Source organism: Undibacterium sp. FT79W (genome assembly GCF_014284215.1).
Classification (GTDB): domain Bacteria; phylum Pseudomonadota; class Gammaproteobacteria; order Burkholderiales; family Burkholderiaceae_D; genus Undibacterium; species Undibacterium aquatile.
This window is the reverse complement of sequence record NZ_JACOGB010000008.1, coordinates 1-23,066: the sequence shown is the minus strand read 5'-3', so window position 1 is coordinate 23,066 and position 23,066 is coordinate 1. Positions and strand designations below refer to the sequence as shown.

The 23,066-nt window shown below is 47.6% G+C and carries 15 protein-coding genes and 2 tRNA genes; 6 read left to right on the top strand and 11 right to left on the bottom strand.

Annotation, left to right across the window (positions count from 1 at the left end; genetic code table 11):
• Positions 1–5 precede the first annotated feature (5 nt).
• A complete protein-coding gene (locus tag H8K38_RS14985) occupies positions 6–2,264 on the bottom strand; it encodes an ABC transporter ATP-binding protein (RefSeq protein WP_186885657.1) in 2,259 nt (752 codons plus the stop codon).
• Between the two features lie 367 nt (positions 2,265–2,631).
• Here H8K38_RS14985 and cphA (H8K38_RS14980) point away from each other — a divergent pair, with 367 nt between their 5' ends.
• Together cphA (H8K38_RS14980) and cphA (H8K38_RS14975) are read left to right on the top strand one after the other, a co-directional pair.
• Complete coding sequence (gene cphA, locus H8K38_RS14980; RefSeq protein WP_186885656.1) at positions 2,632–4,809, top strand: cyanophycin synthetase; 2,178 nt, start codon at positions 2,632–2,634, stop codon at positions 4,807–4,809.
• A gap of 151 nt (positions 4,810–4,960) precedes the next feature.
• Positions 4,961–7,531 (top strand): cyanophycin synthetase, encoded by a 2,571-nt coding sequence (gene cphA / locus H8K38_RS14975; RefSeq protein ID WP_186885655.1) that lies wholly within the window; start codon positions 4,961–4,963, stop codon positions 7,529–7,531.
• 86 nt (positions 7,532–7,617) lie between these two features.
• On the opposite strand, the gene H8K38_RS14970 is transcribed toward cphA (H8K38_RS14975), so the two are convergent.
• From H8K38_RS14970 to H8K38_RS14960, 3 genes are all read right to left on the bottom strand, one after another.
• Positions 7,618–8,157 (bottom strand): cysteine hydrolase family protein, encoded by a 540-nt coding sequence (locus tag H8K38_RS14970; protein WP_186885654.1) that lies wholly within the window; start codon positions 8,155–8,157, stop codon positions 7,618–7,620.
• Between the two features lie 391 nt (positions 8,158–8,548).
• Entirely contained in the window at positions 8,549–8,893 is a 345-nt protein-coding gene (locus H8K38_RS14965; protein WP_186885653.1) for a ribbon-helix-helix domain-containing protein, read from the bottom strand.
• Positions 8,894–8,954: 61 nt separating this feature from the next.
• Positions 8,955–9,536 (bottom strand): DJ-1/PfpI family protein, encoded by a 582-nt coding sequence (locus H8K38_RS14960; protein WP_186885652.1) that lies wholly within the window; start codon positions 9,534–9,536, stop codon positions 8,955–8,957.
• A gap of 341 nt (positions 9,537–9,877) precedes the next feature.
• Between H8K38_RS14960 and H8K38_RS14955 the strand changes: the two genes are divergently transcribed.
• A complete protein-coding gene (locus tag H8K38_RS14955; RefSeq protein ID WP_186885651.1) occupies positions 9,878–11,224 on the top strand; it encodes a GGDEF domain-containing protein in 1,347 nt (448 codons plus the stop codon).
• A gap of 141 nt (positions 11,225–11,365) precedes the next feature.
• On the opposite strand, the gene uvrB is transcribed toward H8K38_RS14955, so the two are convergent.
• Positions 11,366–13,459, bottom strand: a complete 2,094-nt coding sequence (gene uvrB, locus H8K38_RS14950; protein WP_186885650.1) for an excinuclease ABC subunit UvrB — start codon at positions 13,457–13,459, stop codon at positions 11,366–11,368.
• A 221-nt stretch (positions 13,460–13,680) separates the two neighbouring features.
• Here uvrB and H8K38_RS14945 point away from each other — a divergent pair, with 221 nt between their 5' ends.
• From H8K38_RS14945 to H8K38_RS14935, 3 genes are all read left to right on the top strand, one after another.
• A complete protein-coding gene (locus tag H8K38_RS14945; protein WP_186885649.1) occupies positions 13,681–14,895 on the top strand; it encodes an amino acid aminotransferase in 1,215 nt (404 codons plus the stop codon).
• Between the two features lie 60 nt (positions 14,896–14,955).
• Positions 14,956–15,031 (top strand) — tRNA-Asn (locus H8K38_RS14940).
• Between the two features lie 79 nt (positions 15,032–15,110).
• Positions 15,111–15,186: transfer RNA gene (locus tag H8K38_RS14935), tRNA-Asn, on the top strand.
• A gap of 328 nt (positions 15,187–15,514) precedes the next feature.
• On the opposite strand, the gene H8K38_RS14930 is transcribed toward H8K38_RS14935, so the two are convergent.
• The 6 genes from H8K38_RS14930 to pilV are packed head-to-tail and all read right to left on the bottom strand — an operon-like array spanning position 15,515 to position 22,861.
• Positions 15,515–16,096 carry a GspH/FimT family pseudopilin gene (locus tag H8K38_RS14930; RefSeq protein WP_255423007.1) on the bottom strand — a complete coding sequence of 194 codons (582 nt, stop codon included), beginning with the start codon at positions 16,094–16,096 and terminating at the stop codon, positions 15,515–15,517.
• Positions 16,083–16,544 carry a type IV pilin protein gene (locus H8K38_RS14925; RefSeq protein ID WP_186885648.1) on the bottom strand — a complete coding sequence of 154 codons (462 nt, stop codon included), beginning with the start codon at positions 16,542–16,544 and terminating at the stop codon, positions 16,083–16,085. The genes H8K38_RS14930 and H8K38_RS14925 overlap by 14 nt, the downstream gene beginning before the upstream one ends.
• Positions 16,545–16,564: 20 nt before the next feature.
• Complete coding sequence (locus H8K38_RS14920; protein WP_186885647.1) at positions 16,565–20,533, bottom strand: pilus assembly protein; 3,969 nt, start codon at positions 20,531–20,533, stop codon at positions 16,565–16,567.
• Between the two features lie 48 nt (positions 20,534–20,581).
• The gene (locus H8K38_RS14915) at positions 20,582–21,235 is read right to left on the bottom strand and encodes a PilX N-terminal domain-containing pilus assembly protein (protein WP_255423006.1); all 654 of its coding nucleotides are present in this window, start codon (positions 21,233–21,235) and stop codon (positions 20,582–20,584) included.
• 7 nt (positions 21,236–21,242) lie between these two features.
• The gene (locus tag H8K38_RS14910; RefSeq protein ID WP_186885646.1) at positions 21,243–22,286 is read right to left on the bottom strand and encodes a PilW family protein; all 1,044 of its coding nucleotides are present in this window, start codon (positions 22,284–22,286) and stop codon (positions 21,243–21,245) included.
• A 2-nt stretch (positions 22,287–22,288) separates the two neighbouring features.
• A complete protein-coding gene (gene pilV / locus H8K38_RS14905; protein WP_186885645.1) occupies positions 22,289–22,861 on the bottom strand; it encodes a type IV pilus modification protein PilV in 573 nt (190 codons plus the stop codon).
• Positions 22,862–23,066 lie beyond the last annotated feature (205 nt).

Here is a 23,066-nt window from a genome sequence, read left to right as displayed (position 1 = left end):
GCTGATTATTCTTCCTCAACCAATTCTGCGTTTCTGGCCTGCGCCTGATACAAATCGTAGTAAGCCCCCTGCTTCGCCATTAATTCATCATGACTGCCGACTTCAACGACCTGTCCGCGATCCAGCACAACCAACCGGTCGGCTTTATGCAGAGTGGACAAACGATGGGCAATCGCGATGGTGGTACGCCCCTGCACCAGGTTATCAAGCGCTTTTTGTATTTCTTTTTCTGTTTGCGAATCAACGGACGATGTCGCTTCATCCATAATCAATATCCGTGGATCAATCAACAGCGCACGCGCGATCGAAATCCGTTGCCGTTCACCGCCAGATAAGCCCTGGCCACGTTCACCGACCATGGAGTCGTATCCTTGTGGCAAGCGTAATATGAATTCATGCGCATGAGCAGCTCTTGCAGCAGCGATAATCTCATCTCTCGTCGCATGAGGTTTGCCGTAAGCGATATTCTCTGCAATCGTGCCGAAGAACAAGAAAGGCTCTTGCAACACAAGACCGATATTGCGACGATAATCCGATACTGCAAAAGACCGGATATCGACGCCATCGAGCAAAATTGCGCCTTCGGAAACATCGTAAAACCGGCAAATCAGATTGACCAGCGTGCTCTTGCCTGAGCCACTGTGCCCTACCAGTCCTATCATTTCACCAGGCTTAATCGTTAAACTGATGCCTCGGTTAACGGCACGGTTTCCGTAGCGGAAACCGACTTCTCTTAACTCAATCTGCCCTTTAATTTCCTTCACTTTGACCGGCTGCTGCGGGTCAGGTACGCTCGATACATGGTCCAGAATGTCAAAAATACGCTTGGCTGCCGACGCTGATTTCTGAGTCACCGATACAATGCGGCTCATGGAATCAATACGCCCATAGAAGTTACTGATGAAAGCCACCGCTGCGACCAGCGCTCCAACCGTGATTTCTTCATGCGCGACCTGCCAGATCCCGAAAGCCCAGACCACCAGAATCCCCAGATCGGTCAGGAAAGAAACCGTCGGCGAAAACAGTGACCAGACTTTATTCAGACGGTCATTCACCGCCAGATTATGTTTATTCGCCTCGCGGAAACGACCAGCTTCACGCTGCTCTTGTGCGAAAGCTTTCACGACACGGATACCGGGGATAGTATCGGCCAGCACATTGGTCACTTCACCCCAGACCCGGTCTATCTTCTCGAAGCCGGTACGCAATTTATCCCGCACCAGATGGATCATCCAGGCGATAAATGGCAGCGGTAACAAAGTCACCAGCGCCAGCTTGGTATTAATCTGTAACAGCGCGACCGCAGTCATCACAAACATCAGCACATCAGTTGCGAAATCGAGTAAATGCAGCGACAGATATACACAGATACGATCACTCTCGCTACCAATACGTGACATCAGGTCGCCGGTGCGTTTGCCACCGAAATATTCGAGTGACAATTTCAACAAATGTTCATAAGTCGCGGTACGCAGGTCAGCGCCGATACGCTCTGACACCAGCGCAAGTATGTAAGTCTTGCCCCAGCTCAACAACCAGGCAATGACTGCCGATCCCAACAACCCGCCGATATACAGATACACCAGTTGAGGATCGACAAATTCTTTGTGCTGAAACGGAATCAGTACTTCATCCGTGAGCGGCTTGGTCAGGTAACGCGGAATCATGTGCGCCGCCGTTCCCAGCAGCATCAATGCGAAACCGATGAACAACTGCACACGGTAAGGATGGGCGAAACGCCAGAGACGCAACAAGGTCCAGGTTGAAGGAGGGGTATAGACCACCTTCGTACAGACTGGGCACTCTTCCTGATCCGGCTCCAACACCGCTTTACAGCTCGGGCAAATGTTTTGTTCCGCCCGGATCACAGGCTGACCAGTCAGAACGCTTTGCAATTGTTCATTGAAATGATCTAACAGCCGGATCGCATGCAGATTCTGTCCCAGCGTAAAGCGCCAGCTTGCCAGCAAACCTTGCCCATCCGTCAGTTGTAAATGCCCTACTCCGGCATGATCATGATGCGTGAGAGAAAGACCGGGTCTGTAATCCCAGCTTTGCCAGGTAGTCCCACCGGCCGGAAGTGTACGAATACCTTTATCGGTAACGACAATCAGACCTTTCACAAAGTGCAGCTTATTATCGAGGTCAACCTCAAAAGCACTTAAAACGTTTTCACTTTCAGTCATTTGCTTGCTCAGCTCATTTTGCCATTGCGGGGAAATCGACAAAACTGACTGCTCGGAACTGATTTTTGTTGTGGTCATTGTGAAGCAAACTCCGGCTCAAGAGCGTGTCCTGTAAGATAAAACAAGGACTGAATTTTTGAAAAAATCGATTACTTGAATCCGTTAGAGGCGCAAGCCGTATCACGGAAGCAGTAATTTACGGTATTCTATCGAAAGAAGAATAATCAGATGAAACTGATCAAGAGGATTAATGCTGTTTGCGCTAAAGCGCAAGTATATCAGTAAGACCGTCTTTCTATTCTGCTTTGTAATGAATAAATGAATACCGGCAAATTTCAGCAGGCGCATTTGTTTAAACTCAGCAAAAATTTTTCCTAATAAGAGAAAATGCTCTAAATTTGACAAGATCAGGTCTGTTGTTCCCGATCTATAAGAAATTACTTACATGACGACAAAGAAGAAAGACATCAGCATTCTCCGTGTAAATCATTTGCGCGGACCGAATATCTGGACTTACCGGCCAGTCATCGAAACCTGGCTTGATATCGGAGCACTCGAAGACACACCATCGAATATGTTGCCGGGTTTGTACGAGCGTTTAATAACATGGCTCCCCGGTTTAATTGAGCATCGCTGCGGTGTCGGTGAGCGCGGGGGGTTTCTGGAGCGTCTGCGTGAAGGTACCTGGTCTGGTCACATCCTTGAGCATGTCGTACTGGAATTGCAAAATCTTGCAGGAATGCGCACCGGCTTCGGACAAACCCGTTCAACAGGTGTGACCGGCGTCTACAAAATGGCATTCCGTACCCGCGAAGAACAAGTCGGCCGCACGGCACTGACCATCGCTCGTGATTTACTGATGGCCGCCATTGAGGATCAGCCATTTGATCTCGAAACACAGTTGGGTATTTTGCGTGACATGGTTGACGCACGCTGTCTCGGCCCAAGCACGGCCAGCATCGTCGATGCAGCAACGAATCGCGGCATTCCTTCGCTGCGCCTCACCGATGGCAATTTGGTACAACTCGGTCACGGCGCAGCACAACGCCGCATCTGGACGGCAGAAACTGACCGTACCAGCGCCATTGCCGAAAGTATCGCTTCTGATAAAGATCTGACGAAAACATTACTGAAAGCCTGCGGCGTCCCCGTTCCTGAAGGATGCATCGTCCGCAGTGCTGAAGAAGCATGGGAAGAAGCGCAGGATATCGGTCTGCCGGTCGTTGTGAAACCGTATGACGGCAATCACGGGCGCGGTGTCTCGTTGAATCTGATGACGCAAGCGGATGTGGAAGCGGCCTATCATCTCGCTGCACGTAAGGGCGACAGTAAAAGCGTGATTGTTGAGCGTTTCATCGCTGGCGACGAACATCGCGTATTAGTCGTGGGGAATAAAGTCGTTGCCGCTGGCAAGGGCGAATCGCTCTGGATCAGAGGTGACGGAAAATCCACCGTTCAGCAACTGGTTGATACCCAGATCAATACTGATCCACGCCGCGGAACAACCGAAGAATTCCCTCTGAATATCATTCAACCCGCCGTTGCTGCGGAAGTGATACTCGAACTCAAACGCCAGGGCATGGATGCCGATTCCGTGCCACAGGAAAATCAGAAAGTATTAATTCAGCTCAACGGTAACGTCGCACTGGATGTGACTGACATTATTCATCCCGATGTTGCTTATGCAGCCACACTCGCAGCACGCATCGTTGGACTGGATATCGCTGGTGTTGATCTGGTCACCGAAGATATCAGCCGCCCTCTGACAGAACAACGTGGCGCCATCATTGAAGTCAATGCCAGCCCGGGTTTGCTGGCACACATCAAACCGGCAAACGGTGAAGGACGTGATGTAGGTAAGGCGATTGTCGATCATCTGTTTGCGGAAGAAGAAACAGGTCGCATACAAATTGTCGGCGTCGCTGGCACACGCAATACCGATCTGATTTCGAGACTGATAGGCGGCTTACTGAACATCGCAGGCAAGGAAACTGGTGTCGCCAGTCGTCAGGGTTTATACCTGAACAAACGTCTGGTGACCGACGGCAATTGTGCGAATTGGGAAGCGGGTCAACGTTTGCTGATTAACCGTTCAGTTGAAGCGGCGGTGTTTGAAACGAATGCACGCGCCTTACTGACGGATGGGCTCGCTTACGACAAGTGCAGCGTCGGAATCGTCACCGATTTTGATGGTCACGAAGATCTCGGCGAATTTTATATCAATGATGCTGAGCAGATGCGCAAAATTATGCGTACGCAGGTTGATGTCGTGCTGCGCACCGGTACTGCCGTTCTGAATGCCGCAATACCTGAGGTAGCAGATCTGGCCGAGTTATGTGATGGCAAAGTTATTTTCTATGCACTCGATGAACATCTGGACACCCTCAAAGCGCATCGTGCAGCGGGTGAACGCGTCGTTTTCATACGCGACAATAATATTGTTCTGGCAAGTGGCGCCGAAGAAACCGCCCTGCTGCCGCTTTCATCACTGAAACCGACCAAAGCAGCGCAACCTGAAAGCATCATGGCCGCAGTTGCCGGTGCCTGGGCGCTGGATGTCAGTCCGGAACTCATCGGTGCCGGGCTCAGAACTTTTGATTCCAGCCCGAAAACCGTATATTGAAACAGGGATGCTGAACAATCCATCGCTCAATCAATTTCGCTAAATTTGCTTAAATAAAAATCACAGGTAGCAAGCAGCTTTTAAGGATGAAGATGTATCGCATCCGTCGACGCTACCTGATTAACTGCCCCTTTCAACAGGACTAAGTTTTATGGAAGTATCACGCATCCGTGCCCTGCGTGGCCCGAATCTCTGGAGCCATCATACGTCGGTAGAAGCGATCGTTGCCTGCAACGAAGCTGAATGTTCAATTGCAGAACTGGTCGGTTTTGAAGACCGTTTGCGTGCATTATTCCCCGAACTAAGCATTTTGCAACCGACAGGCTACAACGATGCGATCTCGATTGCGCATGTGTTTGAACTGACCACCCTGGGCTTACAGGCGCAAGCGGGATGCCCGGTTACATTCAGCCGCACGACGCAAACCCTGGAACAGGGAATTTTTCAGGTCGTTGTTGAATATTCCGAAGAAGTCGTTGGTCGCCTCGCACTCGAACTGTCAGAAAAGCTGATTAATGCCGCACTCAACAACACAACGTTTGATCTGCAAGCTGCGCTGGATCAGTTACGCGAACTCGATGAAGATGTGCGCCTCGGACCATCGACCGGCTCTATCGTCAACGCAGCCGTTGCCCGCAATATTCCCTATCGTCGTCTGACCGATGGCAGCCTGGTCGCATTTGGCTGGGGCTCACGCCAGCGGAAAATCCAGGCAGCGGAAATGGATGGCACCAGCGCCATTTCCGAAGCGATCGCACAAGATAAAGAATTAACCAAAAAACTGTTACACGCAGCCGGCGTACCTGTGCCGCTTGGCCGTTCCGTTGACGGCCCCGACGATGCATGGGCTGCCGCCCTGGAAATCGGCTTGCCTGTTGTGGTCAAACCTAAAGATGGTAATCAGGGTAAAGGCGTCACCGTCAACGTCACTACACGCGAACAATTGGTTGCTGGCTATCATGCAGCAACAGAGTTCCGCGACGACATCCTGGTTGAGCGCTTTTTACCGGGTAATGATTTCCGTCTGCTCGTCATCGGCAACAAGCTGGTCGCCGCTGCACGTCGCGACCCGCCGCAAGTGGTGGGCGACGGCAAACAATCGGTGCGTCAACTGGTCGAACAGGTGAATAAAGATCCACGTCGCGGCAGTGGTCACTCCACCTCGCTGACTAAAATCCGTTTTGATGATATCGCGCTCGCCAGTCTGGCAAAACAAGGTCTGGAAGCAGACTCTGTACCGCCAAAAGGCCAGCGCGTCGTCTTGCGTAACAACGCCAATCTCTCTACTGGTGGCGCCGCGACAGACGTGACCGATGATGTCCATCCGGAAGTCGCCGCACGCGCTGTCGCTGCCGCACAAATGATAGGTCTTGATATTTGCGGTGTTGATCTGGTGGCAGACAGCGTGTTAAAACCGATAGAACAGCAAAATGGCGGCATCGTCGAAGTCAATGCGGCACCGGGCTTGCGCATGCACATTTCCCCATCGTTTGGGAAAGGTCGCGCCGTTGGTGAAGCAATCATCAGCGCCATGTTTGCGGATGGAGAAGATGGTCGCATTCCTATCGTTGCCGTCACTGGTACAAATGGAAAAACCACCACAGTACGTCTGATCGCCCACCTGATGACTGCCAGCGGCTTACGCACTGGCATGACCAATACGGATGGCGTTTATATTGGTAATCGCCAGATTGATAGCGGCGACTGCAGCGGCCCTCGCAGCGCGCGCAATGTTTTGTCGCACCCGGAAGTGGATGCCGCAGTCTTCGAGACGGCCCGTGGCGGCGTTTTGCGCGAAGGTCTGGCCTACGATCGCTGTCAGGTTGCCGTCGTTACCAATATCGGCTCCGGCGATCATCTGGGTCTGAATTACATCACAACGGTGGAAGATCTGGCCGTTCTGAAACGCGTCATCGTCCAGAACGTGGCAGATAACGGTTATGCCGTTCTGAATGCGGCCGATCCTATCGTTGCCAGCATGGCGGCCAATTGCCCGTCGGCAGTGATTTTCTTTGCAGCCGACAGCCAGCATCCAGTGATGGCAGCGCACCGTGCGCAGGGTAAGCGCGTCGTGTATATAGAAAACGGCGAACTGATTGCTGCCGAAGGCAAATCCCGCCACAGCATACGGCTGGCCGACATCCCTATCACCCGCAATGGCAGCATCGGCTTTCAGGTCGAAAACGTCATGGCCTCAGTTGCTGCGGCATGGGCCGTCAATCTCGACTGGGATCACATCCGCACCGGTCTGAAAACCTTTGCGAATGAAGCGGATAATGCGCCGGGTCGTTTCAATGTGTTCCAATACCGCGGTGCTACCCTGATCGCAGATTACGGTCACAATCCGGATGCGATTCTGGCGCTGGTACGTGCAGTCGAAACCATGCCGGCCAAACGTCGCTCAGTCGTGATCAGCGGTGCCGGTGATCGCCGGGATCAGGACATCCGTCAGCAAACTGAAATTCTCGGCGAAGCTTTTGATGATGTCGTGCTGTATCAGGACCAGTGTCAGCGTGGTCGTGCTGATGGCGAAGTTGTCGCCCTGCTGCGCGAAGGTTTGAAAAACGCCTCAAAAACCAGCCGGGTTGATGAAATCCATGGCGAGTTTATCGCGATTGATCTGGCAATGGACAGGCTGGAAGAAGGCGATCTGTGTCTGATTCTGATCGATCAGGTAGAGGAAGCTCTGGCTCACATCGCCAAGCGGGTTGCGGAAGACTGATTCAGTCATTTCCGTCAACACACTAATGCCGGGTTGATCCCGGCATTTTTATTATTGGAACGTGAGATCTACTGCTCACTCACGCATCAGATTCCGAACACAATCTGCTGGCTGTCTATCGCGCGGATCGCCGGACCAAAGCTGCTGATATTTCCCAGCGTCGCATTGTGATGTGTGCGTATCTGCAAAGCACTCGCATGCGCTTTATCGTGAGTGGTATGCGCATCGGCAGCAATAATCACAGGATAACCAAGCGCCGCTGCCCGGCGGCTGGTGGTATCGACACAAAATTCGCTGGCATAACCACAAATGACGATTAACTCGGCTCCCCACTGCGCCAGCAAACTGCTCAGCTCGGTGCGTAAAAAGGAATCCGGCGTGGTCTTGCGCAAAATGGTGTCGCCGTCTTCCAGAATCAACCGCTGCTCCAGTTGCCAGTTGTCTGAGCCAAACGCCAGTTCGTCGTCTTCGGTCTCATGCTGAACGAAAACAACAGGGGTTCCCGCATGGCGTGCCCGGTCGGCAAGAATATTGATGCGATCAACAACCGCATCAGCTTCATATGGTCGCGGCTCGTGATCAAACAAACCGCGTTGCACGTCGATAATCAGCAAAATACATTTCATCGCGAACCTTTATGCAGGTGAAGCACTGATCTTAGCGCATAAAATGCCAGAAAAACATCCTGAACTGCCGGATCAGGCTCATCTTCATCTTGTGCGCGGTACAAAGATCGATGTGATTCGCTCACTGTGCAAGAACATCATTCGCAATACAGAAATACGGTAGCGCCATCCAACGATGGCGGATGGCAGAATCCGGCGTCAGGAGTAAAGAAGTGGCATCAGCAGCACCCATGGGGCAAAAATATACTGGGGGGGAGTATATTCAGATGCCCTTTATTTATAAGGAGATGAAGGCAAAAATGGCATTTTAAGGGGGGAGTATGTGCCTTGCGCCCAAAAAAAATACCGGGCTGACCGCACCCGGTGAATTTGCGCCGCTGCTAAACAGGCATCAAATTAAAAAACGAGCCATCTCTGGCTGCGATTCCCGCACACCTGCCAATGGCAGATTTTTATTGGTGGAAATATCCCCCTCCACCATCAGCGATGTGTACCGCAGACAACAAACGCGCAGAAAAGAGCTGAAATTATCGATATGACCGCGATATTCAATCAACTCATCATAGAGCCTGGTAATGAGTTGATTCGTGTTCATGCCATCGCGTTCAGCAATTTCCTGCAGGGTCAGCCAAAACAGTTTTTCGAGACGAATCGAAGTAACGACGCCGTGTAAGCGCAGCGAGCGCGCTTTGGATTCATACAAGCCAGGGTCGGCTTTGACAAAAATTTCACACATGATGCACCCCGCAAATCGCCAAGCAAACTTTCTGCTGACGATTATACGGGCAATGCCATTTTTATAAATGGATTTTTGTTCCCAGCAAAGCAAGGAATTGCGCAATCCATGCCGGATGCGCAGGCCAGGCTGGTGCCGTAACAAAATTTTTGTCGGTGATTGCATCGGTCACAGGGATTGCCGCATAAACGCCGCCAGCCAGCTCCACCTCTGGCTGACAGGCGGGATAGGCTGAACAGCGCACGCCATCCAACACCTTCGCCGCAGCCAGAATCTGCGTACCGTGGCAGACTGCGGCAACGGGTTTCTGTTGCTGTGCAAAATGGCGTGTAATTTCGATCACGCGCGGATTCAGGCGCAGATATTCCGGTGCCCTGCCGCCGGGAATCAACAAGGCATCGTAGTCATGCTCATTGATACTGGCAAAATCATGCGTCAGAATAAAACGATGCCCGGGTTTTTCTGTGTAGGTTTGCTGGCCTTCAAAATCATGAATCGCCGTCGCAACGTAGTCACCGGCTTTTTTATCCGGGCAAACGGCATGCACTTCGTGACCAACGGCGAGCAGTGCCTGAAATGGCACCATCACTTCGTAATCTTCAACAAAGTCCCCTACCAGCATAAGAATTTTTTTTGCAGCCATGATGTCTCCTGTTATCGGTTAAAAGCGGAAACTGATTGTTAAGCGGATTGATCGTCTGATGGTAATGACGGGATACTACATTTCGTCAAATTCGTCCGAGATTGCGTTCGGCAACAACTCCACCACTTACTGCGAAAGCGACTACGCACCTGTGATTGCAGCCGAGGCGGACGAACAACGTACGCCTGTCTTTTTTACGCCATAATCGTGCTTCGCAGATGAAGAAATCGGATATTTCAGCCTGCATATAGAAGACGCTGAACAATCTCGTATAAAATTCAACACAGCAACATGGTTTCATTTATTGGTGTTACGCCGACTGGCGCACATACGGAGAAGCAATGGCAGAAGCAGGGTTGTTATTTAAGAATCAGGTAAAACTGCTGGCACAGACCTTTTTCATCAAAGACAATAAAAAAGAACTTCTGCTCTGCGCGCATAAGTATGATTTCGACATACACTTTTTCGATCAGATGAGCGACTTTGTCACTGCCGTCGAAAATGCGAGCGATCAGGATTTATTTGTGATTGATCTCGACGTGCTCTACAACATGCAAAACGATATGCAGCAGCAGCGTCGTCAGACCATGTTCCTCAGCGATCTGTTGCAAAGACTGCCAGGCCACCATAACTATGTCTATCTGCAAACGGTCAGGCAAGGTGAACGCTTCTTACTACAACAAAAGCTGGTTGAAAGTAATTGCCTGGCCTACGCTGAAAAACCAATCAGCAATGAAGTGTTGGTCGATAAACTATTCAATCTTTTTGGCCGCCACAAACGCGGCGAAACCAATGTGATCGTTTATCTCGGCGAGATCGTGCCGCTCAACACACAGTTACTTGCCGAGCACAGCGTGCAGCTATTGCATTCGCAGGATGCACGCTCGTTACATGTCAAAGTCAAAGAAATGCAGCCTGACATCGTCATGATCGATCAATCGCATTTTTTGAATACAGAAGCACTGGTGCGGGTATTAAAAAAGAACATTGAATTCGATCAGAGTCGTGAAATCATCATGCTGCAACAAGAGGCGAATACCGTGCTCGCACGACACGCGCTCGACAGCGGCTTCGATGAAATCATACAAAAGACGGACAACGACGTACTGACCCGCCTGCTACTGAATCGTATCGATAAAATCCGCGCCAGCAAAGATCTGATCAGCCGCGACCGCGCAACGGGTCTGCTGAATAAAATCGGTTTGCAAAAGAAAGCGCAGGAATTGATACGCCGCGCCAATCGCGAAGGAAAGTGCCTCGCCTATGGCATTCTCGACATCGATAAATTCAAGCTCATCAACGATACCTGGGGACATTATTTCGGTGATATCGTCATTAAACGTTTATCGCTGGTACTTTCAGGATTGCTGGGCGAGCATGATTTGCTGAGCCGTTTCGGTGGCGAAGAATTCGTGGTGATATTCTGGGATTGCGATCGCGAACAAGGCAAACTAAAGCTGGACGCGATGCGCGAGGCGTTCAGCAACATCATTTTTGAAACCAGGCCGGGAGAAAATAAGCAATTCACGTTCAGCGGCGGCCTGTCCGATTTCCCTTGCTGCAAAACTGAAAACGATCTGTTCTTACAAGCCGATGCCGCACTGTATCAGGCAAAACAAGCCGGGCGTAATCAGGTTTGCCTGATGCAGGATTTACCAGAAGCCGGACATAAACGCTGGCAGTATTAAGTACATATCGCTTTGACTGCTGTGATTGCTGAGAATGGCACCCCGCCAGCCCGCAATAACGCAATAACGGAAACAGGTGATACGGCGGATTCCGTTCCGTATCACCTGCACCTAAGAAAATAGCTGCGCCTTATTCCATCTTCAGACGGGCACATTATCGCTGCCGCCGGCACCAAACAATTGCTGTTTCAAATGCGCGAGCTGATCGCGGACTTGTGCGGCTTTCTCGAACTCCAGATTTTTTGCGTGATCCAGCATCAGTTTTTCCAGACGTTTTATTTCACGACTGATCTGCTTCTCACTCATGACTTCGTATTTTGCCTGCTCCTGCGCCGCCACGAGATCATCTCTGGCTTCCTGCTGGTTATACACGCCATCGATAATGTCTTTAATCTGTTTGCGGATACCTGTCGGAGTAATATTATTTTCGAGGTTGAATGCCAGCTGCTTGTTGCGACGACGTTCGGTTTCGCCCATGGCGCGACGCATAGAATCTGTGATCTTATCGGCATACAGAATCGCTTTTCCATGCAGGTTACGCGCCGCACGACCAATCGTCTGAATCAGGCTGCGCTCAGAGCGCAGAAAGCCTTCTTTATCCGCATCCAGAATCGCCACCAATGAAACCTCAGGAATATCCAGCCCTTCACGCAGCAAGTTAATACCCACCAATACATCAAAGGTGCCCAGACGCAAATCACGGATAATCTCCACCCGCTCAACGGTATCAATATCGCTGTGCAAATAACGGACTTTAATGCCGTTCTCAGTTAAAAATTCCGTTAACTGTTCCGACATGCGTTTGGTCAGGGTCGTGACCAGCACCCGCTCATTTTTCTTCACGCGGTCGGTGATTTCGCCCATCAGATCGTCAACTTGCGTTAACGCTGGCCGCACTTCGATTTCGGGATCGACTAATCCTGTCGGACGGACGACCTGCTCCACCACCTGATCGGCATGCTGGTGCTCGTAATCTCCCGGTGTCGCAGATACAAACACGGTTTGCCGCATTTTGCTTTCAAATTCAGCGAACTTTAGCGGACGATTATCAAGTGCCGACGGCAAGCGGAAACCATAATCGACCAGATTGGTTTTTCGCGCCCGGTCACCGTTGTACATGCCATTCAATTGCCCGGTCAGCACATGCGACTCATCCAGAAACATCAACGCATCTGCCGGCAAATAATCGACCAGCGTCGGTGGCGGCTCGCCCGCTTTAGCGCCGCTCAAGTGGCGCGAATAATTTTCAATCCCTTTTGTGAAACCTATCTCCGCCATCATTTCCAGATCAAAGCGGGTACGTTGCTCGATACGCTGTTCTTCAATCAGCTTGTTTTCCCGACGGAAGAAATCCAGGCGTTCGCGCAACTCCTCTTTAATGGTTTCTATCGCCCGCAAAACCGTCTCGCGTGGTGTTACATAATGCGAACCCGGATATACGGTGAAACGAGGAATTTTCTGCTTAATACGACCCGTCAGTGGATCGAACAGCTGTAAGTTTTCGATTTCGTCGTCAAACATTTCCACACGAACCGCGAGTTCAGCGTGTTCAGCTGGGAAAATATCAATGGTGTCGCCGCGTACCCGGAAAGTACCGCGACCAAAATCAACTTCATTGCGCGAATACTGCATCTGTATCAGACGGGCAATGACATCACGCTGACTGACTTTGTCTCGGGCACGCAAAGTCAGAATCATTTTGTGATATTCGTTAGGATTACCGATACCATAAATGGCTGACACAGTTGCCACGATAATCACATCCCGACGCTCCATCAGTGATTTGGTGCACGATAAGCGCATCTGTTCGATATGCTCGTTAATCGCGGAATCTTTTTCAATGAACAGATCCCGTTGGGGTACATAGGCTTCAGGCTGATAGTAGTCGTAGTAAGACACAAAATACTCAACTGCATTGCGCGGAAAAAACTCTCTGAACTCACTGTATAACTGAGCAGCCAAGGTTTTATTCGGTGCAAATATAATCGCCGGACGGCCAGTTCTTGCGATGACATTTGCCATCGTGTACGTCTTACCTGAGCCCGTCACCCCCAGCAGAGTTTGAAAAAATAGTCCGTCATTGATGCCCTCCACCAACTGAGCAATAGCAGTTGGTTGATCACCAGCTGGCTGAAACAATTGATATAACTGATAAGGAGAGTCTGGAAACGATATAAACTTTGCTTCATCCAATTGATCAGATAAAGCGACTGAATTCACAGGTGCGACCGCCATGGTTCTATTACCTTTGTTAGAATATGAGGCTGATAGGATTTACGCAAAACAAACGTGAAAACGCGCTATCCACGCGTCAACTGATTAGTACCATCCATACTGATAACACTGTCTTGCTCAGCATACCTAGCCTGAACAATTTTACGTAAGCCCTATAACATTCGTATTTTTATCACTCCAACCATTACTGTCGGCAACGGCAGATAATTTTCCATATTATCATGACTGCTCCTACCTCTTCTCCTCTGTTCTCTGCCATCGAGATGGCACCTCGCGACCCGATACTGGGTATTACTGAAGCGTACAACGCGGATCAAAATCCAGCAAAAGTCAATCTTGGTGTTGGCGTTTACTACGACGACAATGGCAAGGTTCCTTTGCTCGAGTGTGTAAAAAAGGCTGAAGCGATTCTGATCGAGAAATATGCACCACGTACTTATTTACCGATTGAAGGGCTCGCAGCCTACGATAAAGCAGTGCAGGAATTAGTTTTTGGTGCTGACAGCGCAGTGGTTCTGGAAAAACGGGCTATCACAGCACAAGCCATTGGCGGTACAGGCGCATTGAAATTGGGCGCAGACTTTTTGCAACGCTTTGCACCTACATCACAAGTCTGGATCAGTGACCCTAGCTGGGAAAATCATCGCGCCCTGTTTGAATCCGCCGGCTTCAAAGTCAACAACTATCCCTACTATGACGCCAATACCCGCGGCGTCAATTTTGCAGGTATGTTAGATGCATTGAAAACCATGCCAGCCGGCTCTATCGTATTGCTGCACGCCTGCTGCCATAATCCAACCGGCGCAGACCTGACGGATGATCAATGGACACAAGTCATCGAAGTCGTCACCCAACGCGGTTTAATTCCATTCCTGGATATGGCATATCAAGGCTTCGGCGACGGCATAGAAGCTGATGGAAAAGTGGTACGCCGTTTTGCTGAAGCAGGCGGTGCATTATTTGTCTCTAACTCATTTTCCAAATCATTCTCGCTTTACGGTGAACGCGTTGGTGCGCTCAGTATTGCTGCATCCAGCGCAGATGAAGCGGCACGCATCATGTCGCAATTAAAACGCGTTATTCGTACAAACTATTCAAATCCACCATCACACGGCGGACAGGTTGTCGCAACAGTATTAGCCATGCCAGAATTACGCCAACTTTGGGAAGAAGAGTTGGCCGGCATGCGCGTCCGCATACGTGAAATGCGCCATGCTTTCGTTGCAAAACTAAAAGAAAAAGCGCCGACTCACAACTTTGATTTTGTTATTCAGCAGCGCGGTATGTTTTCTTACTCTGGTTTAACTAAGGAACAAGTTGGCAAACTCCGTGAGGGTAATTCCATTTATGCCGTTGACACCGGACGCATCTGTGTCGCGGCGTTGAATAGCAAAAACATCGATAACGTCATCGATGCTATCGCTAAGGTTTTGTGAGTTTGAATGGCTTGAGTCGTTGACAAGTTAAGGGGCAACGAATATAATCTTTGTCTCTGTTCCCTGATAGCTCAGTCGGTAGAGCGACGGACTGTTAATCCGCAGGTCCCTGGTTCGAGTCCAGGTCGGGGAGCCACAGAATTCGAAGTAAGCAGTGAACTTAATAACAAATCACTGTGCGTAAAAAGTTAAACGAAGATATAAAATTCTTCTATTCCCTGATAGCTCAGTCGGTAGAGCGACGGACTGTTAATCCGCAGGTCCCTGGTTCGAGTCCAGGTCGGGGAGCCAAATAAGTAGGAAAATAAAAAAGAGTTACTCGCTTATGCTTGTAACTCTTTTTTATTCTGCACACATTTCATATCCAGGAGTCGCTCTCTCTGGATATTGGATGGAAATATTCAGGCCTCACCTGCCGGATAGTGCAGGATTGCAGGATTGCCGGTTTAGGTACCTCTCCGGTTAAGGAAAAACGTACAACCACTCCCCTCTACCGACATCGAACATTTCCGATTGCTTAACCCGTAAGAATTGCAGCAGGTTTTTATATTCCTGATCGATCACTGAAATCTCTCACAAAAACCCTGCTCTCGGCTAAAAATCATTACCACGATATCAACTAATCTCCCGTAGCGTTATCCGCACAGGTTTTTAAATCGGTATCAGGATTGCAAATGCGCGCACGTCCTAAAAAATTCACTTTTACCCGCCGAGTTGCTGCTCCCAATTTGAATGAAATAGTCCCGGCTTGAGGCTGTTGGCTATTCGCATTTGTCCTGCTTCTACCATTGCCAGTATAAGAGATATAAGGAGATGTGCCGTCCGTGAACTGGCCTACCACCTCCATTTTTTGGGAAGTGGCATCATGGGTAAATATTGTCGTTTCCCCTGCATCCGGACGAGCATTTCCATTTGTGTCGACAAACACTGTCCACCCTGAAGTCCAGGCGACTCCATCATTTGCCGCAAGCGTTACTTGAGCGCCTCTTTTAATTGCTTCAGACCTCGTCATATTAACTGCAGAATAGAATTCCGTGGCCGTAGTTAATAATTTTTGGTTATCAATGAAAACACTAAAACTTGGTGCAGCAATTGCAATTAATATAGCGGCGATCGCAACTGTTACCATTAATTCGGCCAGAGAAAACCCGCCTCTTGCAGGAGTATATTTGAATGTCTTTTTCATTTTACCAACAGTCATCTTTTGTTCCATTTGCCCCGGTAAAACCTTTGACGCCTGTACTTGTTAATGTCAGATTTCCACAAACCGTATCTTTAAATTTACCATCGACATTCGTAGTACCTGGTGTGGCAGTCAATAAAACGCAATTTTGTATGGTATCTCCTGAACAAGCCGTAGCTTTAATTTCATAAGCGCTTTTACTAGAATTATCCCCCGAGAACCAATTAAACCTCATCTCATTCGCATCGCTGGATGCCTGGGAAAAGACAATATAACTATTATTTTGTGTATAAAAACGTTCTTCTTGTTGCATCAATTTCATGAGAGCCGATTTCCCCTCAGATCTTTTCGCTTTAGTTATGGAAGAAACATATGAAGAGTACGCTATCGTTGTTAATATCCCCATTATGGCAACGACAATCATTAGTTCTATTAAGGTAAAGCCTTTTATTCTGCTATTTTTCATATTACGCTCAATAATAAAAATTACTGTCCACTAGAAATTGCAGCTTTACGCATTTCGTCATAATTTTGCAATTCTCTCCAACTCAAACGCCCGGCACGTGTCACTGCATCAGGCGCTGCTGTACGTTTGCTGCCATTAGGTCCACTATCAACTTTAGTAATTGATGTGGTAATTTTACGGCTACCCGTCGCGTTTCTGTCTCCGGTAGTAGTTGATGTATAAATAATCACTGGCGATGTTAATAAACCAATCGTTGACAAAGTACCAGTCACATCTGAATTCAAGCCAGTTAGCACATCCACCATATATTCACGACCACCGCCGCCTGAGCAAGGATCGTTACTTGGAATTAAGGTATTAAAAAAGTAATAGTTACCAGCAATTGCACCGGGTAATGTGTGATGAATACGCTCACCGGTATTCTTCGAATCATAAAAATCAAAATACCAGCCTTTTTTTGTCCCTGTCGCCGTGCCGTAAGTAAACTTATCACCAGTTAAGGTCAATCCAGTTCCAGCCACAGCAGTCGTTCTCGGTGCCAATTCGCTACGCTCCGTAACCGTAACCGTAAACGTATCAGTAGGACAACTCGCATTCGAACGCGGACAAGGTCTATCAAGTATCGCGTAATAAGTATTCACTTGATAATTTACTGGTGTAACGTCAAAGGTTTCTAAATATTTTCCGGTACCAAACAGAAGGATATAACCGCCTCCAGGAGCAAATACGATCTGAGGCTGCACAGTAATTGGCTGTGTTTCACCTGTTGGAGTTTTTGCCGTGAACACAGGCGTAGTTATTGTTTTAGCCTTTGATAAATCTGTTCCAGTAAAATCAAACCGCCACATATTTCCTTGCAAATCACCGGCGTAAGCATAATTCACCCCGCCATCATTGCCATATGTCACGTTAGGGGCGCCCAAGCCGTTACGCTGAGTCGCATCTTTAATTGGAGTTAACAACTTGAAATAGTTTGAATTAATTGTCCAAGGATCCCCGGGATTTTTGTCTAACGAAAGTAAGAACAACGCACCCTGACCTGTCGCAGAGGGATTCGAATCGTAGTTATCATACCCACTGGAAACAACGACGAAATTAGAATAGGTAGGATTACTTGCAGTTCCTCCAGTACGGAATTTTGCAATCATTGGTGGTGAAAGCACATACCCCATATCGGCATCTATCTTATCTGTGAACTCCCAAAGAGCACCCAAGCCACCTGAAAAATTGGCTGGATTTGTGACGTCAAGAGCGAACACACCTTTATTCCCAGCACCAAATCCCGATATTAATAATGTTTTCCAGTTCCCTTTTACCTGAGCCTCTTTTACCGTTATACGACCATCAACAAATGCCTGATGACTATAATACGGGTCAGTGAGCTTGTTTAATTTTGAAATTAATGCATTAGGCACATAAGAAAACAACTCCGTACCATTGTCCGCATCAAATGCATGGAGCATGCCATCGTTTGAACCTACGTACACAGCTTTCTGCCGATTAACGTAGTTCTTATAAAAAGTACTATATCCTGTGCCGGTGATATTTTTTGAAGGTGCACCGTAATACACTGGTGCACTGTTAATAATATCCCCCAGTACACTATCGCGAACCCTGAACTTACCTGTCACGTTACCTGACGCATCTTTCGATTGCTCCTGACTACGGTCTCCACGTAAAAAATTAATTCTGTCTATTGCAAAATTATCTACTGTCCCAGTATGTGGATCTGTATTCAATGCAAGTAGATCCGCCGTACTAAACGCGCCCCCTGAAGATGAAAATGAGGTTAAAGACAAAGAACCATCCGCTGCAACTTTAGAAGTAAAAATATTACGATTCGCTGGTAAAGGATTTGGAGCAATCGAGGGTTTAGCAACTGGATCACCAGTCAGAATAATTCCTGCATCCCAGACCGGCGTTTGATTTGATCCAATTGCAGATATTTTATTCAGACTGCCTGACCACTTTTCTGCCTTAAACCCTGGGGCATAAACAAAAGGATTATCGCTCGCGTAGTTTGACGAAATACCTACACCAGCAAGATTCCCCCCGCTAGAAGCAACAGATTTAAAAATATTGTCGATCGCTGCCATCATCTTCTTTGGTTCACTGGCGAGAAAAAAATTGTCAGGATCAGTACCATTTCCGCTCGCCCACTCCTTATTATTATTAACAACCGTTTTGCCGTCCGAACCAAACGTCTTGAACGGATTTAAATCAAGGTTAAGATCATTAAAACCGCCATATTTTGCCGTCAGATAAAGCTGAGACAAACGCGGAGCAGTATTGCTTCTGGACGCATTATCAATAGAGCCATTCCCATTTTCGTCTACGTCAATAGTGAAGGTTTTGACGCGCACTGGCTTATCAAGACGAATATCGTTCGTGTGAGCCCAATAGGCTGTACCCGCCATATAGAACGTTCCGTTGCTAGACCCAGTATAAGCTGTCGCCATATTAGCCAAGGAAGTAGCCGGAGCCGAATTCCCAGATGAAGATGAAGACTCCAAGGCTGCAACTAGACCAGTCTGCGTTGCCACGTTAAAAGCTGGCCACTGTGTTGTTGCTGTATCTGCTGCACGTTTACTACGACTAGCTCCGGTTAAAGTTCCACCTGGAATATAAGTATCTTGGTGAGTATTGGCATCACCAATGGCAATAATATAATTTTTCTGGCATGAGGCTTCTACCGGGTCAACCCAAGTTGTCAGCACTTGAAAGTTATCCTGCTCCGTCGTTGACATTGATGAATAGGCATTCGATGTGGGCTGTCTTCCTTGCAAATATCGGATACTCTCATAATACAACTCGCTCAAAGGATCGTAGCCTTTGTAATTTCCAGTGCGTCCGAATTTATTCAGATAATTAATAACACCACTATTTCCGGAGGCGTCATTTTCTGAGTTTGCAGCAAAAATCCCGGTATTAGCATCCCATTCGGGGCGATCATTTACTTCTTCCGCAAAACCATTTGCGGCGCGATATTGCTTGCTACCAACGTACTTCAAAGGCGCACGTAACACCCCACCATAACGAGTATTCACGTTATTCATCAGATAACCAAAAGCACCATACCTTACGTTGTTCTGATTCCGTTGCATGTTTCCCACTGGTTTGTAGCTACCATTAGGATATTTGAGGCACAAATCTGTCCTCGTTGATGCTTCGTTTGCATCACATACCTGCACCCGAACAAGAAATTCACCTAAAGTTCTGTCGGTGCCAGAAATCAACTTTGAATCACTAGAAGATAAATTGGTAGGGTAGGTTCTGTTAGTTCCACAACTAGCTGTAGTAGTAGTATCGTTAAATAAAATTTTATTATCGCAATTCAAGATATACAGCGTCGTAACAGAATACGGTGTTACCTTATTTGGTGCGCTCTGAGTTGTAGATGCTTTAATTGATTTTTTTGTAAAATAACCTGAATTATAAAAACTGCTATATAGAAAAGCTCTTTGTAATATTGTCTGGGTGTCGCCATCGTAAATACGATCTCCACCAGTCAGGGAGAGCCGTAACATATCAATCGCAGAAGATGAGGCCCAATTCATAAAATTACCGCTGAACGAACTTCCGTCACACTCATAATTACTGTCTGCGTTTCCAGAAATTTGGAAAAAAGAATTGGGCGCATTTGCCAAAGTTGGTTGAGTATTCGACCAACTCGCTGTCTTTGAACTGCCAGTTGCGGTACCAGATGTATTTACTAAAGTAAAACTCTTAACCCCGCCATTTGTATAGCATTTCTTAGAATTAAAATAACCAAGATATTCGACGGTTTTATTGTAGTCGCTTGCATTGCCATAAGCCGCTTTTACTGTCGGAAACTCCACGGAAAGATCCAACAATAAATTTGGTCTTACACTCCCCCCCCCGGAATAAAGAGGTACGTTAGCCAGATTAACTACTGGCGGCGCGGCAACGACCAGAGTGCTAGCAAGCAAGGAACTGATTGAAACGACAGACTTAATTATTTTTTTCATATTAGCTCTCCGGCCAGAGTTTTAAAGTTAACTCTGGTTGTACAAATTTCATGACTTAACAGCTTTTCTGTAGAAAGACTGTAAAACCACCTTGGCATTTGGATTAGGACCAAAACCAATCGCGGTAATGCGGAAAATATATTTGGTTTGATCGTCAGCTTTGCCCCCAGCTTCAGTATCCTGAACCGCTTCAACAATGTAGCGTGGCAACCTAGCCGGAAATGCTCCTTTTTCAGTCGGCATAGTTTGACCAGTAAAACGGCCATATTTCACTGAGACAGAGCCAGCACTATCATCAGCAATATTGACAGTCATCCAAGTTGGTTGCTGCCCTTCTACGGCTGCAGCACACATACCCTGATAAAGATTACCGTCGCCAGATGCACATCCAGTCTCGAAAAAAAGATTAGATGTTGCGTCAAATAGATTGCTTCTTCCGTTGGCAAGAACGACTTGAGGATCAATATCCATTTCAGCGTCTTTTAGCGCTGCCTCAGCCGCATTTAATGCAATTTGGCGGTCGCGATCACTCCTTGATGCTTTTTCTCCTTGTAACGAAACCATTGCAAGAGAAATACTCAGCATCAACACAACAATCAACATCAGCAACGAGACAATCAGCGATGCCCCTCTTTGTCGTTTTAACAAAGAAAACTGAGATAAATTTACACCCGTCTGCGACATAATTTTTAATCTAAACATATTCGACTCAATTTGGAGAACGGCAAGTGTCACGGTCAGGATCAACGTCACAAACATTACGAACCTGAATCGTCGCGTTATATACTTTTCGTATTCGATTTCTCCTTGATTCAGGTATATCTGCCTCCCTGATAGTGGTACCGTTATCAACTCCAGAGCTCGTGGATGCATAACTTGCGCCAAACAAGTCATAAGTTGTTTTAGCCTCGTCCTGACGTGAATTCTGAGCACCACTGACAAGCAAAGCAACTTTTATTTCTGTGATTTTTTTCCAAAAAGTTTTACGGTTCAAATCTTTGGCTTTTTCATCTGCAGTATTACCATCCAACACCAAAGCTGCATCTAAAGCATTCACAGCCGTCGCAGTTAAAAATTTATTTGCGGTACCATCCTTTGGATTGCTCGTGTCAACACCATACAGTACCTGAAATGATTCGACTCCTTTGACAAGCGACTGCGCACTCCATTTGCCAGAGTCGGAACTGTAATATTTACAAAATAGTTCAGGTTCGCCATTGGCATCGTTTGCCACGTAATAAATACTCCATCCACGATCCTGGCCTGCTGTATTTGATGAAACAGGTTCAGGAACTGAAAATCCTGCACAATTGCTGACAGATCCATCACCAGTACCGGTTTTTCCAGACCCAAAAAAACGAATAGCTAATAAGTCACTAAAATTCACAGAGTTACCGGTAGGAGAAGCAATATCATCCGATGTTGCGGATACGCTATTTGCATCCATACCTACGATATCAGCACTTGCAGTAGAAGGAGTAATTTTTGCAGAATTAACGAAATCATAATTTACATAGCCAGCCTGGCGGACCGAACGAGAAATGTTATCTAACGCAAAGCGCGTTGTGTCCTGCGTCTCCCTTCCCTCGGTTTGGCTAAGAAATAATTGCTTTGTAGAAATAACTAAGCCAGTTGCAGCTAATACTACGAGTAACCCAACAGTAATTGAAATCAGCAATTCAATCAAAGTTAAGCCATTCTGCTTCCCATTCGAAGAAGCTACCGAGGAATACTTAAGAGTATTTTTAAACATAACTATTTCACGTAAGATTCAACAGTCAGTGCAACACTTGGTGGTGTTGCACCATTACTAGTAACAAAACTTCCATCAGGATTTTTGCTCTTCCAGCCAATTTTTATTGTTAATCCCGCATTAGAGTCAGCGGTGCAGGTCCATGTAAGAGCTTTAGCGGAAGTATCGAACGGCGCCGAATCACGACAAACTAAAACTCTGCCACCTGGCAGTAGTTTTTTTACATTGACCAACCACTCGTAAATATCTGCTTTTGCCAAATCATTTGCATTGCAATTAGCTGATGAGCTATAACAAAGTGTAGGCGCGGTAGGATCAGAGTCAGAAGCAGAATCGTACTTAATATTAGCAAACACATTTGCTGAGTCAGATAACTTCATTTGAGCATCGCTTGATCGCATTTTATCTGCAAGCTCATTTGCCAATTCAACTGCAATAGTCTGATACCCGCTTTGTTGTGAAGTACGAACTGCTGCTAGCTGCAATCCGGCAGCCCCGATTACTCCGAGCGCCAACACAAAGACGGCGATGAGCACTTCGACTAAAGAGAAGCCTTTTGCTTGAGTAGAAATCATGATTCTTATAGTAAATTTTTACAGTATGTCATTTTAAGTCTTCCGGACTAAGAAGGCTTACCATTCATCCAGCCATAGTGACCGCTGGTCAGTAAGATCGAAGAGCAGAAGACGGCTGAATAAGGAGTGGTAATGGGAAGAGACGTCAGGATCAGAAATAAAGCCACCAGCGCCGAAACATGATAATCCTGCGCTAAAAGCAAAA